Annotated in this window: 15 protein-coding genes; 6 read left to right on the plus strand and 9 right to left on the minus strand. The window is 71.8% G+C overall.

Annotated features, from left to right (window positions below; genetic code table 11):
• The first annotated feature begins 39 nt into the window (after window positions 1-39).
• The 5 genes from hypB to hypE are packed head-to-tail and all read left to right on the plus strand — an operon-like array spanning window position 40 to window position 5,597.
• Window positions 40-789 carry a hydrogenase nickel incorporation protein HypB gene (hypB, locus tag ACFZBT_RS09085; RefSeq protein WP_391100299.1) on the plus strand — a complete coding sequence of 250 codons (750 nt, stop codon included), beginning with the start codon at window positions 40-42 and terminating at the stop codon, window positions 787-789.
• Window positions 786-3,110 (plus strand): carbamoyltransferase HypF, encoded by a 2,325-nt coding sequence (gene hypF / locus ACFZBT_RS09090; protein ID WP_391100302.1) that lies wholly within the window; start codon window positions 786-788, stop codon window positions 3,108-3,110. Before hypB ends, hypF begins: the two co-directional genes overlap by 4 nt.
• A 3-nt stretch (window positions 3,111-3,113) precedes the next feature.
• Window positions 3,114-3,395, plus strand: a complete 282-nt coding sequence (locus ACFZBT_RS09095; RefSeq protein ID WP_391100304.1) for a HypC/HybG/HupF family hydrogenase formation chaperone — start codon at window positions 3,114-3,116, stop codon at window positions 3,393-3,395.
• Window positions 3,392-4,534 carry a hydrogenase formation protein HypD gene (gene hypD, locus ACFZBT_RS09100; RefSeq protein WP_391100306.1) on the plus strand — a complete coding sequence of 381 codons (1,143 nt, stop codon included), beginning with the start codon at window positions 3,392-3,394 and terminating at the stop codon, window positions 4,532-4,534. The genes ACFZBT_RS09095 and hypD overlap by 4 nt, the downstream gene beginning before the upstream one ends.
• Window positions 4,527-5,597: a hydrogenase expression/formation protein HypE gene (gene hypE, locus ACFZBT_RS09105; protein WP_391100308.1), complete on the plus strand. Its 1,071-nt coding sequence runs from the start codon at window positions 4,527-4,529 to the stop codon at window positions 5,595-5,597. Before hypD ends, hypE begins: the two co-directional genes overlap by 8 nt.
• 50 nt (window positions 5,598-5,647) lie before the next feature.
• Here the strand turns inward: hypE and hypA are convergent, their stop codons facing one another.
• The 8 genes from hypA to ACFZBT_RS09145 all read right to left on the minus strand — a co-directional run bounded on the left by hypA (window position 5,648) and on the right by ACFZBT_RS09145 (window position 12,134).
• Window positions 5,648-6,004, minus strand: coding sequence for a hydrogenase maturation nickel metallochaperone HypA (gene hypA, locus ACFZBT_RS09110; protein ID WP_391100310.1), 357 nt, complete (start codon window positions 6,002-6,004; stop codon window positions 5,648-5,650).
• Window positions 6,005-6,011: 7 nt separating this feature from the next.
• Window positions 6,012-6,209, minus strand: a complete 198-nt coding sequence (locus ACFZBT_RS09115; RefSeq protein WP_391100313.1) for a hypothetical protein — start codon at window positions 6,207-6,209, stop codon at window positions 6,012-6,014.
• 34 nt (window positions 6,210-6,243) lie between these two features.
• Window positions 6,244-6,450 carry a hypothetical protein gene (locus ACFZBT_RS09120; RefSeq protein ID WP_391100315.1) on the minus strand — a complete coding sequence of 69 codons (207 nt, stop codon included), beginning with the start codon at window positions 6,448-6,450 and terminating at the stop codon, window positions 6,244-6,246.
• Between the two features lie 42 nt (window positions 6,451-6,492).
• Window positions 6,493-7,089: a DUF5947 family protein gene (locus ACFZBT_RS09125; protein WP_391100318.1), complete on the minus strand. Its 597-nt coding sequence runs from the start codon at window positions 7,087-7,089 to the stop codon at window positions 6,493-6,495.
• The gene (locus ACFZBT_RS09130; RefSeq protein WP_391100321.1) at window positions 7,086-7,637 is read right to left on the minus strand and encodes a NifU family protein; all 552 of its coding nucleotides are present in this window, start codon (window positions 7,635-7,637) and stop codon (window positions 7,086-7,088) included. Before ACFZBT_RS09130 ends, ACFZBT_RS09125 begins: the two co-directional genes overlap by 4 nt.
• Window positions 7,630-9,423, minus strand: coding sequence for a nickel-dependent hydrogenase large subunit (locus ACFZBT_RS09135; protein ID WP_391100323.1), 1,794 nt, complete (start codon window positions 9,421-9,423; stop codon window positions 7,630-7,632). Before ACFZBT_RS09135 ends, ACFZBT_RS09130 begins: the two co-directional genes overlap by 8 nt.
• Window positions 9,424-9,493: 70 nt before the next feature.
• Entirely contained in the window at window positions 9,494-10,585 is a 1,092-nt protein-coding gene (locus ACFZBT_RS09140) for a hydrogenase expression protein HypE (protein WP_391100326.1), read from the minus strand.
• A gap of 1 nt (window position 10,586) precedes the next feature.
• A complete protein-coding gene (locus ACFZBT_RS09145; protein WP_391100328.1) occupies window positions 10,587-12,134 on the minus strand; it encodes a hypothetical protein in 1,548 nt (515 codons plus the stop codon).
• A 119-nt stretch (window positions 12,135-12,253) separates the two neighbouring features.
• On the opposite strand from ACFZBT_RS09145, the gene ACFZBT_RS09150 reads away from it, so the two are divergent.
• Entirely contained in the window at window positions 12,254-13,933 is a 1,680-nt protein-coding gene (locus ACFZBT_RS09150) for an oxaloacetate-decarboxylating malate dehydrogenase (RefSeq protein WP_391100331.1), read from the plus strand.
• A 121-nt stretch (window positions 13,934-14,054) separates the two neighbouring features.
• Here ACFZBT_RS09150 and ACFZBT_RS09155 read toward each other — a convergent pair whose 3' ends face one another.
• Window positions 14,055-15,599, minus strand: coding sequence for a fused MFS/spermidine synthase (locus tag ACFZBT_RS09155; protein ID WP_391100334.1), 1,545 nt, complete (start codon window positions 15,597-15,599; stop codon window positions 14,055-14,057).
• Window positions 15,600-15,920 lie beyond the last annotated feature (321 nt).

A 15,920-nucleotide genomic window follows, 5' to 3' on the forward strand; every position in this document is an offset into this window, starting at 1 on the left:
TTCCCTACCGATGCCTTACCGACCGCGAGGAGCGGCTCCATGTGCGATTCCGTGGACGAGGTCACCCAGGCCGTCCTGGCGAAGAACGACTCCCTGGCCGCTGGGCTGCGCGAGGAGCTGGCCCGGCGGGGCGTGAGCGTGGTCAACCTGCTGTCCAGCCCGGGCAGCGGTAAGACGGAGCTGCTCGGGCGGGTGCTGGCCAGGGCGGTGGAGCGCGGCCTTCCGGTGGCCGCGCTCACCGCCGACCTGGCCACCGAGAACGACGCCGACCGGCTCGCCCGCTCGGGAGCCCCGGTGAAGCAGCTGCTGACGGACGGGCTGTGCCATCTGGAGGCGCGGCAGCTGCGCGGCCATGTGGAGAGCTGGCTGCCCGAGGACACCTCGCTGCTGTTCGTCGAGAACGTCGGCAACCTCGTCTGCCCGGCCTCCTACGACCTCGGCGAGAGCCTGCGGATCGTGCTGATGGCGGTGACGGAGGGCGAGGACAAGCCGCTGAAGTACCCCACGGCCTTCGGGTCCGCCCATCTGGTGGTGCTCACCAAGGTCGATCTGGCCGGGCCCGCCGGGTTCGACCAGGCCGCCTTCGCCGCCAATGTCCAGCGGGTCAACCCCGGGGTGGAGCTGCTGTTCTCCTGCGCCCGGACGGACGACGGTGTCGACGCTCTCCTGGAGCGGGTGCTCGCCGTACGGGACGGGGCCCCGGTGCACCGGCCTCCTCTGGCGCCCCGGCCGCACTCGCACTCCGACTCCCACTCGCACGAGGGCACCGAAGCCGGCCTCGTCTCGTGACGGCGCCCGCCGCTCAGGCGGTGCGCCGCCGCGTCACCGTGCGCGGCACGGTGCAGGGCGTGGGGTTCCGTCCCTTCGTGCACCGCCTGGCCACCGATCTCGCGCTCGCGGGGTTCGTGAGCAACACGGCGAACGGTGTCCTCATCGAGGTGGAGGGACCGCCGCAGGGCATCGCCGACTTCTGCGACCGGCTGGCCCAGGAGCCGCCGCCGTTGGCCACGGTCACCGGGGTCGGGGTCGAGGACCTGCCGGTCAGCGGCGCCGACGACGCGTTCAGCATCCGTTCCACCGACCGCTCCCCCGGCCGCACCCTCCTCCCACCCGACACGGCGACCTGCCCCGACTGCCTGCGGGAACTGGCCGATCCGGCCGACCGCCGCCACCGGCACCCGTTCGTGACGTGCACCCACTGCGGGCCCCGCTTCACCATCGCCACGGGCATGCCGTACGACCGGGGGGCCACGACCATGGCGGGCTTCCCGATGTGTGCCGACTGCGCCCGGGAGTACGGCGATCCCGGCGACCGGCGCTTCCACGCCCAGCCGGTGGCCTGCCACGGCTGCGGTCCCCGGCTGCGCCTCGTGCCCGCCGTCGGCGGTGATGTGCGCCCGGCGCGGGACGCCGACGGCTTGGCTTCGGCGCGGGCATTGCTGGCCGCCGGGCGGATCGTCGCCGTCAAGGGCCTCGGCGGCTACCACCTGGCGTGCGACGCCACCGACGCGCGGGCCGTCGAGACGCTGCGCACCCGCAAGGCGCGCGGCGGCAAGCCGTTCGCGGTGATGTGCGCGGACCTCGACGCGGTACGGCGGATCGCCGACCCCTCCACGGCTGAACTGGCCGCCCTCACCAACGCGCGGCGCCCTATCGTGCTGCTGCGGCGGCGGGCGGAGGCGGCCGGCCTCGCGCCCGGCGTCTGTCCCGGCAGTCCGCACCTCGGCGTGATGCTGCCCTACACGCCCGTGCACACCCTGCTGTTCGGCCTGCCCGGTGATCCGCCGGGCCCCCGCGTGCTGGTCATGACGAGCGGCAACCGCTCCGGCGAACCGATCGTCACGGACGACGACGAGGCACTGACCCGGCTGGCCGGTCTGGCCGACGCCTGGCTCGCCCACGACCGGACCGTCTCCTCGCCCTGCGACGACTCGCTGCTGCGGGTGCGCGCCGACGGAACCGAGCAGGTGCTGCGCCGGTCCCGGGGGTACGTGCCCCGTCCGCTGCGGCTGCCCGTCGCGGTACGGCCCACGCTCGCCGTGGGCGGGGATCTGAAGAACGCCCTGTGTCTCGGCGAGGGCGACCACGCCTGGTTCGGCCCGCACATCGGCGACATGGGCGATCTGGCCACCCTGGAGGCGGCCCGGCGGGCCGAGGCGCACATGCGGTCGCTGACCGGCGTCACTCCCGAACTCGTAGCCGCCGACCGGCATCCGGGGTACCAGTCCGCGCGGTGGGCCCGTCGGCGGGCCCACCGGCTCGCGCCCGTCTTCGTCCAGCACCACCACGCGCACATCGCCTCGGCGATGGCCCAGCACGGCCTCGACGGCACCGCGCCCGTGATCGGCGTCGCCTTCGACGGCACCGGGTACGGCGACGACGGGACCGTATGGGGCGGCGAGATCCTGCTCGCCGACTACACCGGCTACCGGCGCTTCGCCCGCCTGGCCCCCGCCCCGCTGCCCGGCGGAGACGCGGGCGTGGCCAACCCGTGCCGGCTGGCCCTGGCCCGGCTGTGGGCGGCGGGGCTGGCGTGGGACGCGGATCTGCCCAGTGTGACCGCCTGCGCGGCCGACGAACTGGCCGTTTTGCGACAGCAGTTGACGCGCGGGGTGGCCTGCGTGGCGACCTCCAGCATGGGCCGGCTCTTCGACGCAGTGTCGTCCCTGGTGGGCGTGTGCCATCGCGCGGGGTACGAGGCGCAGGCCGCCCTGGAGCTGGAGGCCGCCGCCGCTGCGGCCTGGGGCGAGGGCACCTCGGCCTACGACTTCGGCTTCACCGCCGGTACGTACGACCCGGCGCCCGTGCTGAACGCGCTCGTCGCCGATCTGCGGCGCGGCACTCCGGCCCCCGTGCTCGCCGCCCGCTTCCACCGTGCGGTGGCGAGGGCCGTCACGGAGATCTGCCGGCGCGCGCGTCAGGACACCGGCCTGGCCACCGTCGCCCTCAGCGGCGGGGTCTTCGCCAACGCGCTGCTGGAGGAGGAGTGCGCGCGGCTGCTGTCCGAGAACGGCTTCGCGGTGCTCCGTCACGGCGAAGTCCCGCCGAACGACGGCGGGCTGGCCCTCGGCCAGCTGGTGGTCGCGGCGCACCTACGACGAGAGGAGTGACCCATGTGTTTGGCAGTGCCCGGCAAGGTCGTGTCCATCGACGACAGCGCGGAACCGCTCACCGGGCTGATCGATTTCGGCGGAGTCCAGAAGAAGGCGTGCCTGGAGTACGTGTCCGATGTGCGGGTCGGTGAGTACGTCATCGTGCACGTCGGCTTCGCGCTCCAGCGTCTGGACGAGGAGTCGGCCCTGGCCTCGCTGAAGCTGTTCGAGGAACTGGGGCTGCTGGAGGAGGAGTTCGGGGACGCCTGGGAGCAGGCGGCGAAGGAGGCGGGAACGGCGTGAAGTACATCGACGAGTTCAACGACCCCGAGCTGGCCCGGCGGCTGCTGGACGAGATCCGCGCCACCGCCACCCGGCCATGGGCCCTGATGGAGGTGTGCGGCGGTCAGACCCACTCGATCATCCGGCACGGCATCGACCAGCTGCTGCCCGAGCAGGTGGAGCTGATCCACGGCCCCGGGTGCCCCGTCTGCGTCACACCGCTGGAAGTCATCGACAAGGCGCTGGAGATCGCCTCGCGGCCCGGCGTGATCTTCTGCTCCTTCGGCGACATGCTCCGGGTGCCCGGCACCGACCGGGACCTGTTCAGGGTCAAGGGCGAGGGCGGCGACGTACGCGTGGTCTACTCGCCGCTCGACGCCCTGGAACTGGCCCGCCGCCACCCGGACCGGGAGGTGGTGTTCTTCGCGATCGGCTTCGAGACCACCGCCCCGGCCAACGCGATGGCCGTCCATCAGGCGAGGCGCCTCGGCCTGACCAACTTCAGCCTGCTGGTGTCCCATGTGCGGGTTCCCCCGGCCGTCGAGGCGATCATGACGGCGCCCGCCTGCCGGGTGCAGGCCTTCCTGGCCGCCGGGCACGTGTGCAGCGTGATGGGCATGGCGGAGTACCCGGAGCTGGCCGAGCGGTTCCGGGTGCCGATGGTGGTGACCGGCTTCGAGCCGCTGGACATCCTGGAGGGCATCCGCCTCGCGGTCCGGCAGTTGGAGCGCGGTGAGCACCGGGTGGAGAACGCGTATCCGCGTGCCGTGCGCGAGGAGGGCAATCCGGCCGCCGTACGCATGATCCAGGAGGTGTTCGAGGTCACCGACCGGAACTGGCGCGGCATCGGGCCGATCCCGCTGAGCGGCTGGCGGCTCACCGACGCGTTCCGGTCGTTCGACGCCGAGCACCGCTTCGACGTCAGCGGCATCCGCACCGAGGAGCCCGCCGAGTGCCGCAGCGGCGAGGTGCTCCAGGGGCTGATCAAGCCGACCGAGTGCGAGGCGTTCGGCACCACCTGCACCCCGCGCAATCCGCTCGGCGCCACCATGGTCTCCAGCGAGGGCGCCTGCGCGGCCTACTACCTGTACCGCCGGATGAACGCCGCGACACCGCAGGCCGAGCGGGCCGCGCGGGAGGAGATGAACCCCGTTGCCTGAACAACTCGCGGACACCGTCGACCCGGCGAACTGGACCTGCCCCGCTCCCCTGCGCGACCAGCCGGTCGTGGTGATGGGGCACGGGGGCGGAGGCGCCCTGTCGGCGGAGCTGATGGAGCAGGTCTTCGTCCCCGCCTACGGCAACGCCACCCTCGCCGGTCTCGCCGACTCCGCCGTCCTCGAACTGGGCGGCGCGCGGCTGGCGTTCTCCACCGACTCGTACGTGGTCAGGCCGCTGTTCTTCCCCGGCGGCAGCCTGGGCGACCTCGCGGTCAACGGCACGGTCAACGATCTCGCGATGAGCGGCGCCCGGCCTGCCTACCTCTCCGCCGCCTTCGTACTGGAGGAAGGTGTGGAGCTGACCGTCGTCGGACGGATCGCACGCGCCATGGGGGCTTCGGCGAAGGCCGCCGGGGTCACGATCGCCACCGGTGACACCAAGGTCGTCGAGTCCGGGCACGGCGACGGGGTGTACGTCACCACCGCCGGGGTGGGGCTCGTGCCCGATGGTGTCGACATCCGGCCGCAGCGCGCGCGGCCCGGTGACGCCGTGATCGTCAGCGGGCCGATCGGGCTGCACGGGGTGGCGGTCATGAGTGTGCGGGAGGGGCTGGAGTTCGGGGTCGAGATCGCCAGCGACACCGCGCCGCTGGCGGATCTGGTGGCGGCGATGCTGGCCGTCACCCCGGACGTCCATGTGCTGCGCGACCCCACCCGGGGTGGCCTGGCGGCGTCCCTCAACGAGATCGCCCGCGCCTCCGGGACCGGCGTGCGGCTCCAGGAGCGGGCGATTCCGGTGCCGGACGCCGTGGCGAACGCCTGCGGCTTCCTCGGGCTCGATCCCCTGTACGTCGCCAACGAGGGCCGGCTGGTCGCCTTCGTGCCCCCGTCGGCGGCGGACGAGGTACTCGCGGCGATGCGCGCCCATCCGCAGGGCGCCGGGGCCACCCTGATCGGCGAGTGCGTCGCCGAGCACCCCGGGATGGTGGTGGTCGCCACCGGTCTCGGCGGGACACGGGTGGTGGATCTGCCGCTCGGTGAGCAGTTGCCGCGCATCTGCTGACCGGGCATGCGCGTGGGCCCCGCCGGACGTACCGGCGGGGCCCACGCGCGCTATGCGGGGGCCGGTGACGGCTCGATGCCCGTGATCTCCAGCTCCCGGCCGCTGCGCAGATCGCTGGAGGGCTGGTCGCAGCGCGGGCACCAGAAGAACGGGGGCATGCCCACCGGGAACTCCTCGGCGCACGGGCCGCACCAGGCCTGGCCGGGAACCTGCTCGACCACGAGCCTGGCCCCGGCTAGGGCGGTGCCGTCGCGGGCGACCTCGAAGGCGAAACCGAGGGCGTCGGGGACGACGCCCGCCAGTTCACCGACCCGGACGGTCACGGTCGAGACGGCGTCAGTCCCGTCCGCCCGGGCCAGCTCGTCGGCCCGCTCGATGATCGCGGTCGCGATCGACAGTTCGTGCACGACCGGATCACGGATACCGGTTGCCCGCGCGGAAACCGCCGGACATCCGCCAGATCCGTGCCTCGCGCCTCAGGCTGGGCCATTCCCAGCACACCAGTGCCAGGGCCAGACCGCCCACCAAGGCGGCCTCGGCCTTCAGCACCCGCTGTCCGCTCATCCCGCCTCGCCTGCGCGCGACGGGTCTGCGTGCTCTCTTGACCTTCATTGCGGCGACTCCCTGCTCCGTCCGAGAACGGCTCTCATCCCGGCGAGATGTTCGGCATGCCCTCCACGAGGGCGTCATGCCGCTTCCAGTGGATCCCCGTGGAGCGGCGCGCGTCGGCGGTGCCGTCCTCGTGGTGCCCCTTCTGGTCCGCGTACCGTCCCCTGTTGCCCTGGTGCATGCCGGCGACATGCGCGGGGGTGTCGGGCTTCGCCTGGGGCCGGCCCACTCTGATGCTGCCCATGGGGTGCTCTCCTTCCTCGACTCCGACCTGCGGAGTGCGTGCTCACGGCCGCTCGGTGAGGTCCTCGAAGAACCGCTCGACGACCGGCCAGACCCGGCCTCCGCCGGACAGGCCACGCCACTCCCGGCGGACGACGGCGACCATCCGGTAGCAGTCGTCGACCGGCACGATCCAGTGGTGGTCGAGGCCGTGGACCGTGTTGACCAGCAGGGCCTCCACCTCGGGTTCCACGGTGGCGAGCTCCGGAACCGTCCCGGCCAGTTCCCGCCAGGCCGCCGCGTCCACCTCCCACCTCATGGCCCCCGCCGGGCTCGGGCCCTGCGCGGTGACGGTGCCGTCCGCCCGGGGCACGAAGAAGACCAGACCGACCGGTACGCCCAGCACCGCCGTGTCGACGTGCGGCAGCCGGACCCGGCGCCGGGGCACCAGCCGGGACTGGCCGCCACCCGCCCCGGACTCGGCGAACAGCACCGAGCAGGGGCGGCAGACACAGCGCACCTCGTCCTGCCCGGCGTCGTGGAGATGGGCGTGCTCGTCGGCGAGGGGCGCGGCGCACAGGTCGCACACCTCCTCCGCGGCCGCCGCCGTACGGTCGGCCGAGGAGCGGATGAGGCGGGCCAGTGCCCCGTCGGTGGTCACCGTGCGTCCCGGGTCGTCAGGGTGGTCAGCGGTACGAACGCGGGTGCCGGCGTGCTCGGCAGCGGCTCCACCGCCGTCAGCTCGGGAGCCACGGCGAGGACCGCCGCGCGGACCGCGTCGGTGACCTCGGACCCTCCGCCGCCGCAGCCGGAGCCGCACCCGCCGCCCGCCGTCAGGCGCACCCGGGCGGTCTGCCCCTCCACCCCGGCCCACTCCACGTCGCCGCCGCGCTCCTGCACGGCGGGCCGCAGCCGCTCGACCGCGCGGGCCGCCCGGCGCTCGGCGGGCTCGGGGTGGATGTCGTGCAGGACCAGCAGGTGGCCCAGCAGCTCGTCGCCCACCAGGTTCTCGGTCAGCTGCCCGTCCGCGTGGTCCATGACGCGGGCCAGTGCCTCGCCGTAGACCTCGGTCAGGAGCGCGACCGCCTCGGTGGCGGAGCGGGTGGTGGGGCCGGGCGCGGACTCCAGACCTTCCAGCAGGTCATCCAGCCGGGCGAGCCGGGCCTCGACGTCCGGGTCGGCCAGCCGCGCTCCGGCGGCCTCAGCCATGGTTCGCCCCGTACGTCGGCGAGTGCAGGGTGGTCAGCGTCTTGCCCTTGCCGACGTACATGTGCACACCGCACGGCAGACAGGGGTCGAAGCTGCGGACGGTGCGCATGATGTCGACGCCCTTGAACTCGTCCGGCCCGTTCTCCTCGAAGATGGGCTGGCCCTGGACGGCGTCCTCGTACGGACCGGGGGTGCCGTAGATGTCGCGGGGGCTGGCGTTCCACGGGGTGGGCGGGTACGGGTGGTAGTTGGCGATCTTCTTGTCCTTGATCACCAGGTGGTGGGAGAGGACGCCGCGCACCGCCTCGTGGAAGCCGCAGCCGATCGCCTCGTCGGGCACCTCGTAGTTCTCGAACACCTTGGTCTCGCCCGCGCGCACCATCCCCATGGCCTCTTCCAGGAACTGGAGGGCCATGGCGGCCGCGTACGCGACGAAGTACGGCCGGGCGCGGTCGCGTTCGATGGTGTTGCTCCACTTGGGGATGCGCCACTCCAGGGTGGTCTCCGGCAGCGACTCGCCCTTGGGCAGGGAGATGCGCACGCTGTGGCCGGTGGACTTGACGTACGGGGTGTCGACGATGCCGCTCAGCGCGGTCGACCACAGGCGGGCGAGCGGGCCGCCGCCCGTGTCGAGGGCGAGGTGCGCGTCGGTCCGCTTGTCGTACCAGCGCGGGCTCATCACCCAGCTGTACTTGTCGTCGAAGTCGCGCTTCTGCGGCACCGGGACGGTGGTCTGGTTCCACGGGTGGCGCATGTCGACGGGGTTGCCGAGCGGGTCGTGCGTGACGAAGGGCGATTCGTTGACCCAGTCCTCGTAGTACGAGCTGCCCAGCATGATGCGCAGGCCGAGGTTGATGTCGACGAGGTTGTTGGTGACCAGCTCGCCGTCGACGATGATGCCGGGGGTGACGTACATGTCCTTGCCCCAGGAGTTCATCGTCTCGTAGCGGTAGTCGACGGTCTTGGGGTTCTGGAAGGCGCCCCAGCAGCCCAGCAGGGTGCGGCGGCGGCCGACCTCCTCGTAGCCGGGCATCGCCTCGTAGAAGAAGTCGAAGACGTCGTCGTTCATGGCGACGGACTTCTTCACGAAGTCGATGACCCGCATGAGGCGGCTGAGGTAGTCGGTGAAGGCGGTCGGCTGCGGCATCGTGCCGACGCCGCCCGGGTACAGCGTGGAGGGGTGGACGTGCCGCCCCTCCATGAGGCAGAACATCTCGCGGGTGATCCGGCTGACCTTCAGGGCCTCCTTGTAGACCTCGCCCTCGAAGGGGTTGAAGGCGCGCATGATGTCGGCGATCGTGCGGTAGCCGTGGGTCTCGCCCCGGGGTGCCTCGGTGCGTTCGGCGCGGGCCAGCACACTGGGGGTGGTGGCCTTGACCATCGCCTCGCAGAAGTCCACGAAGACCAGGTTGTCCTGGAAGATCGTGTGGTCGAAGATGTACTCCGCCGCCTCACCGAGGTTGACGATGTGCTCGGCGAGCGGAGGCGGCTTGACGCCGTAGGCCATCTGCTGGGCGTAGTCGGAGCAGGTGGTGTGGTTGTCGCCGCAGATGCCGCAGATCCGGGACGTGATGAAGCCCGCGTCGCGCGGGTCCTTGCCCTTCATGAACACCGAGTAGCCGCGGAAGAGCGACGAGGTGCTGTGGCATTCGACGACTTCCCGGTTGGCGAAGTCGATCTTCGTGTAGATGCCCAGGTTGCCGATGATCCGGGTGATCGGATCCCAGGACATGTCCACGAGTTGTGGCGGCTTGCGCTCCGTGGGCCGGGCCTCGGTGGTGGTCATCTGTGGTACTGCCCCTCGCTGTCGGTGTTCCGGTGGGTGGTGGGGTGCGCGCCCGTGCGCGCGGCGGGCGTCACGAGGACCGCCAGTGCGGGTCGTAGCCGCTGGTCAGCTTGCGCTTGTTGTGGCGCCACCTGGGCTCGTGGTTGACCAGTTCGTTGGTCACGCCGCGCAGCCGGCGAATGACGGCCCCGTACGGCTTGACGACCATCGACGACAGGGTGCTGCCGGGAGGCTCGTCCATGAACGGCATGAACGCGTCGGGGAAGCCGGGCATCGTGCAGCCGATGCAGATGCCGCCGACGTTCGGGCAGCCGCCGATGCCGGCCATCCAGCCGCGCTTGGGCACGTTGCAGTTGACGACCGGACCCCAACAGCCTGTCTTGACCAGGCACTTGGGCGAGTTGTAGTCCTTGGCGAAGCTGCCCTGCTCGTAGTACGAGCCGCGGTCGCAGCCCTCGTGGACCGTCTTCCCGAACAGCCACTGCGGGCGCAGCATGTGGTCCAGCGGCGGCGGGGGCGCGGAACCGGCCGCGTGGTAGAGGACCCAGACCAGGGTCTCCATGAAGTTCTCGGGCTGGATCGGGCAGCCGGGCACGTTGACGATGGGCAGCCCGCCCTGCGAGGTGTAGTCCCAGCCGAGGTAGTCGGCGAGGCCCATGCAGCCGGTGGGGTTGCCGGACATGGCGTGGATGCCGCCGAAGGTGGCGCAGGTGCCGGCGGCCACCACCGCCCAGGCCTTGGGGGCCAGTTGGTCGATCCACCAGTTCAGGGGCTGCGGCTCGCCGGTCTCCGGGTCGTTGCCGAAGGACGTCCAGTAGCCGTCGCCCTCGATGATGTTCTGGTTGGGGACCGAGCCCTCGATGACGAGGATGAACGGGGCGAGGTCGCCGCGTACGGCGGCCCGGTAGGGAGCGAGGAAGTCCTCGCCGCCCAGGCTCGGGGAGAGCACCTTGTTGACCAGGTTCACCTTCGGCAGGCCCGGGATCAGACCGAGCACCAGGTCCTCGATGGAGGGCTGGTCGGCAGCGGTCAGCGAGACGGTGTCGCCGTCGCAGCTCATGCCCTCGGAGATCCAGAGGATGGTGATCTCGTCGAAGCCCTGACGGTCCTCGGCGCGGTCGGGTTCCTTGCTGACCTCGGCTGTACTGCTGTTCGTTGTCATGTCAGTCGGCCTCCGCTGTGGGGGTCTCGGAGTCGGTCGTGTGCCGCGCTGGTGCCGCGGCGGGAGCCGGTGCCGACGGCTCGTCCGGGTTTCCGGCGGGCACGAGCGGTTCGAGCTCGTCGGGCCGGAAGTAGAGGAAGCGGCCGTACCAGGTGTGCAGTTCGGCCGCGGGGTCGTCGTCGAGGGTGACGGCGAGGTGCACGCTGCCGTCCACGTCGTGGAAGACGGCGGCGACCTCGGCGGTCCGGCCGGCCAGGAACATGTCCTGGGCGTCGGCGCCCCGTCCGCGGGGTCGGAGCCGGACGCTGCTTCCGCCGCCGAGGGGCACGCCGCCGACTAGCACGGTGTCGGTGGTCGGGGAGAGACCGTCGTCGGCGCCCTCCTGCCACCAGGCGGGGCGTTCGGCGGTTGCCGGAGCGGTTGTCGCCGGAGCGACCGGTGCCAGGGAGCGGACGGCGCCGTGCAGCCGTTCGAAGACCTCCTGCGGCATGGTGTCGACCCGGTCGAGGATCGCTGCCGCCCTGGGGTCGGTGGCCCGCGCTTCGCGCTTCTCCTCGTCGGTCAGCAGCATCGTGCGCAGGGTGAGGATCTCGTCGATCTCGGCGGCGTCGTGCAGGTCGCCCGGGCTCTCGGGGGCGACCTGGGGGTGGTCGGGCAGGATGATCGGCGCGGACAGCAGGAGGTGCCCGGTGCCTTCGGCGTCCCCGGCTTCGCCGGCGAGGACGGGGAAGGTGAACTCGTTGCGGCACGCGCGCGCGGGTGCCGCCAGCTCCGCCGGCGGGTCGATCAGCGAGACGAATTCCACTCCGTCGCCGCCGATGAGGGTGTGCGTGGCGATGAGAGCGCGTCGCAGGGCCTCGTCACGCGCGGCCCGTCCCTCCGGTGCGGTGCCGGTGTTGGCCGTCCGGACGCGCAGCCGGCAGAGGTCGTCGGTGAGGCGCTCGGCGGTGACGGTGGTGTCGGCCCGTACCTCGTCGCGGTGCCGTACCACCCGCCCGGCGCCCGCGGGCAGCGGCTCGACGTCCAGGCCTGCCGCCGCGCCCACGGGGACGGTGCGTCCCGTGCCGAGGAGCTCATCGAGGGGGACCACGACCTCGCACTCGCGCGGTACCGCCTCGTCGAAGGTCAGATGAACCGTGCCGTCGTCGGTGCGCAGCGACGCGACGGGGTGCCGCCCGCTGTCCTCCACCTGCTTGCGCTGCGTCTGGAGGTAGCGGATCCGCACGCGGACCGAGGCGTCGCCTGGCCGCCGGATCCGCAGCAGACACTCGGTCTGCTGATACCAGGAGTCGGCGGAGCCCGATACACCGGGGACGACGGGGCCGTCCGACTCCACCCAGTCCCGGGGGAACAGCACCCCGAACTGCCATCGGACGCGGTTCTTGGCCGAGGACCGGCGGTAGGGGTAGAGGAGGTAGCCCTCGTAGAGGACGGCGTCGGCGACGGCGCTCAGCTGCCCGAAGGCGTCCCGGGACCGCTCCGGCGGCGGTTCCGCCGAACCCGTGGTGGCAGCGCACGCCCTGCCGCCCTCGACCAGTCCCTCCGCCATCGTGCCTCCTCGTCCGTGTACACAGGCGCATCCCTTCCACCACGGTCACACCGCTCGTCCACTCCCGCCTCCTCCGGAGCGTTCGATTGGGCCGTTCGGGGCGGGGAAGTCGTCACCTCATGGACCAGCCCATGAATCACCGCCCCCGCACGACCACGAGCCCCGCCGTCACGACCCTGGCCGACCCGCTGGTCAACAAGGGCACCGCCTTCAGCCGGCGGGAGCGCGCGGAGCTCGGGCTCGACGGGCTGCTGCCGCCCGCCGTGGAGACCCTGGACGAGCAGGTCGCCCGCGCCTACGAGGCGTTCCGCGGCTACGACAAGCCCCTCAACCGGCACATCTATCTGCGGCAGTTGCAGGACACCAACGAGGTGCTCTTCTACCGTCTGGTCACGGAGTACCTGGAGGAGCTGCTGCCCGTCGTCTACACGCCGACGGTGGGTGAGGCCTGTCAGCGCTTCAGCGAGATCTACCGGCGGCCGCGCGGGCTGTTCCTGAGCTGGGAGGACCGGCACCGCTTCCGGGACATCCTGCGCAACCGCCCGTACCCGGACCACGACGTGGACGTCGTCGTCGTCACCGACGGGCAGCGCATCCTGGGGCTGGGCGACCAGGGCGTCGGCGGCATGGGCATCCCGATCGGCAAGCTCAGCCTGTACACGGCGATCGGCGGCATCCACCCCGCCCGTACGCTGCCGATCCTGCTGGACGTGGGCACGGACAACGAGGCCCTGCTGGACAACCCGCGCTATCTGGGCCGGCGTGACCGCAGGCTGACCGGCGCCGAGTACGACGAGATGATCGAGGCCTTCGTGTCGGCGGTCGAGGCGGAGCTGCCCGGGACGCTCCTCCAGTGGGAGGACTTCGCCACCGCCCACGCCCATCCGATCCTCGCTCGCTACCGCGATCGGCTGCTCACGTTCAACGACGACATCCAGGGCACCGCGGCCGTCGCGCTCGGCGCCCTGTCCACCGCGGCGGACGTGGCGGGCACTCCGCTGCCCGGTCAGCGGGTGGTGATCCTCGGCGCGGGGTCGGCGGCCATCGGGGTCGCCGACATGATCCGCACGGCGATGGTCGAAGAGGGACTGTCGGAGGACGAGGCCACGGCGCGGTTCTGGATCCTCGACGTCGACGGCCTGCTGGTGACCTCGCGCTCCGAACTGACGCCACAGCAGCGGGTGTTCGCACGCGACGACAGCGAGGTGACCGGCTGGGACGGCACCGGCCTCGCCGAGGTGGTCCGCCGCGTCGAGCCGACGGCGCTCATCGGGCTGTCGACGGCGCACGGCGCGTTCACCGAGGAGATCGTGCGGCAGATGGCCTCGACGTGCGAACGACCCGTCGTCTTCCCGCTCTCCAACCCCACCTCCCACTCCGAGGCGGAGCCCGCGGACCTCACCCGCTGGACCGACGGCCGGGCGCTGATCGCCACCGGCTCGCCCTTCCCGCCGCTCACGGTGGACGGGCACGAGGTGCCGGTTGCGCAGTCCAACAACGTGTACGTCTTCCCGGCCATGGGGCTCGCGGTGACCGCCGGCCGCGCCACGCGCGTCACCGACCGCATGCTCGTGGCCGCCGCGCGTGCCGTCGCCGAGTGCGCGGTCCGGGCGGCGGACGGCGGTGACGGGCCCGTGCCGCTGCTGCCGCCCCTGACCGGGATGCGGGACTCCGCCCGCGAGATCGCCCTGGCCGCGGCCCTCGCCGCCGTCGAGGACGGGGTGGCCCCGGCGGCCACGGAGGAGGAGCTGCGCAAGGCGGTCGCGCGGGCGCAGTGGACGCCGCGTTACGAAGGCTAGATCAGTCGCGGAAGGCGGTGTCCGCTGCGGACATGACCGCCCTCGCGCTCGTCTCCGGGCTGAAGGTGCCGGGGAGCGGGGTCACCCATCGCCCCGCAAGCCCCGGACCGCACACGGTCAGTCACTGGCTGCTCTGTGGGCCGGAGGGCTGGAGGAGCTGGTCGACCGGTGCGTAGTCGTCGGTGAGCGGCCGTGCATCGGCGGTCCAGGAGGTGAGGTCGTCGCCTGCGGCGATCTTCCAGCCGGTTTGCCGGGCGTCCAGCGCCTTTTGGAGCGCCGGCAGGTCGACGGGACGGTTGGAGGCGAGCACCACCACATTGCCGCCCTCGGCGGTGGCAGTCGGGTCAAGGCCGATGTCCGAGGGTTCGCCGACCAGGGCGACGTGCTGGAAAACCGAGCCGAGGGTGGCCACTTCGGCACGCGCGAACGCCATACGACCGTGATCGATGAGGTTGGCGACGTACAGGCCGTCCTCGCTGAGCACCCGCCGTACGTCAGTCATCGCTTCCACCGTGGTGAGGTGCCACGGCACGCTGACGCCCCCGAACGCGTCGCCGACGACCAGGTCACGACTGCCGTCGTCCAGTCGCCGAAGGCCGAGTCTGCCGTCCTCGACGCGTACGTCGACACCGGCTCCCGGGGTCAGACCGAGTCGGTCGCGGTTGATACGTATGACCCCGCTGTCGATCTCGGATACGAGGCTGCGCGTCCCGGGCCGCGTGGCCGCGAGGTAACGGGGAAGGGTGAGCCCGCCGCCACCGAGGTGGTGGGCAGTGAGCGACTCACCTGCGGGAAAGCCGGCGTCGACGACCGACGCGATGGCGCGAACATACGCGAACTTCAGGAAGGCCGGGTCGTCCAGGTCCACGTAGGAGTGCCGCAGGCCGTCCAGGACGAGTGTGCGACCGCTGCCTCGGTCCGGGTCCGCGACGACCCGTGCGCAGTGGTACTTGGTCTCCGTGTCGCAGTCACCGGGCGCGACCACGGCGGCGAGTCCGCCGGCAACCACCACGAGTGTCAGGGCGGGGGTGCCGCTCCACCCGCGCGTTCGCCACTCGACCAGCGCCGAGCCGGCCACCAGCAGTGTTCCGAGGCCGATCAGTATGCCGCTCACCGGCAACCGCGACACGAGGACGAAGCCGGTGAGGACCGTGCCGACGATGGCGCCGACAGTGCCGACGCCGGAGAGCCGGCCGACGACCGTTCCGGTCTCGGCGAGGCTGGTGAGACGCAACTTGGTGACGATCGGCGTCATCGCGGAGAGCAGCGCGCCCGGCACGAGGATGGTCAGCGACGCGACCAGCAGGAGCATCACCGGCCCCCACTCCGCGGTGGTGCGCAGCACTGCGGGTGTGAGTGCCACGACCGCTCCCGAGATTCCGAGCGAAGGACCCAGAAGCCGTCGCGGATCGACCAGGTCGGCGATACGCCCGCCCAGCCAGGACCCGAAGGCGATAGCGGTGAGGGCGATGCCGATCACCATGGTGCTGGTCTCGAGGGTGAGCCCGAGGTAGGGCGCCAGCAGCCGCAGAGCCACGATCTCGACCACCAGGACCGCGGCGGAGGAGGCGAACACGAGCGTGACAGCGGCACGGGGACCCAGGCCGTGATTGCCAGACGGGCCTTCGGAGTTGGGCGGGGAAGACGATCCGGTCACGGGCGACATTCTGACACGCGGACGACTCAGCGGCTCAAGGGCGGCAGATCGGCGTGGAAGTGGCGCGCTCCTCCCTCAAGTAGGCAGCGCCCGGCGAAAGATACGAGGGCCCCGGGACGGCGCCGTCCCCCTGCGGCGCGGGCTGCTGGAGCCATCTTGTGATGTGCGCTCATTGAATCGCCAACCGTTACAGAGCGGTGGCGTTGACCTCCCTTGCGGCACATAATGGATAGAGCAATCTCACTCATAAATGCCGGAGTGACGGGGGCTTACCGACTTGAGGTCGCAAAGCCCAGGCGTGACCGGCAGTTTTCACCTCAGAGCCGATGA

It is taken from the genome of Streptomyces sp. NPDC008137, from assembly GCF_042957035.1.
Taxonomy (GTDB): domain Bacteria; phylum Actinomycetota; class Actinomycetes; order Streptomycetales; family Streptomycetaceae; genus Streptomyces.

Bases quoted from the DNA above. Each gene is read 5' to 3' on its own strand.
- ACFZBT_RS09155 (WP_391100334.1), bottom strand. From the start codon at position 15,599: ATGTCGCCCGTGACCGGATCGTCTTCCCCGCCCAACTCCGAAGGCCCG.
- ACFZBT_RS09095 (WP_391100304.1), top strand. From the start codon at position 3,114: ATGTGTTTGGCAGTGCCCGGCAAGGTCGTGTCCATCGACGACAGCGCG.
- ACFZBT_RS09130 (WP_391100321.1), bottom strand. From the start codon at position 7,637: ATGGCTGAGGCCGCCGGAGCGCGGCTGGCCGACCCGGACGTCGAGGCC.
- ACFZBT_RS09150 (WP_391100331.1), top strand. From the start codon at position 12,254: ATGGACCAGCCCATGAATCACCGCCCCCGCACGACCACGAGCCCCGCC.
- ACFZBT_RS09135 (WP_391100323.1), bottom strand. From the start codon at position 9,423: ATGACCACCACCGAGGCCCGGCCCACGGAGCGCAAGCCGCCACAACTC.
- ACFZBT_RS09120 (WP_391100315.1), bottom strand. From the start codon at position 6,450: ATGGGCAGCATCAGAGTGGGCCGGCCCCAGGCGAAGCCCGACACCCCC.
- hypB (WP_391100299.1), top strand. From the start codon at position 40: ATGTGCGATTCCGTGGACGAGGTCACCCAGGCCGTCCTGGCGAAGAAC.
- ACFZBT_RS09115 (WP_391100313.1), bottom strand. From the start codon at position 6,209: ATGAAGGTCAAGAGAGCACGCAGACCCGTCGCGCGCAGGCGAGGCGGG.
- ACFZBT_RS09140 (WP_391100326.1), bottom strand. From the start codon at position 10,585: ATGACAACGAACAGCAGTACAGCCGAGGTCAGCAAGGAACCCGACCGC.
- ACFZBT_RS09145 (WP_391100328.1), bottom strand. From the start codon at position 12,134: ATGGCGGAGGGACTGGTCGAGGGCGGCAGGGCGTGCGCTGCCACCACG.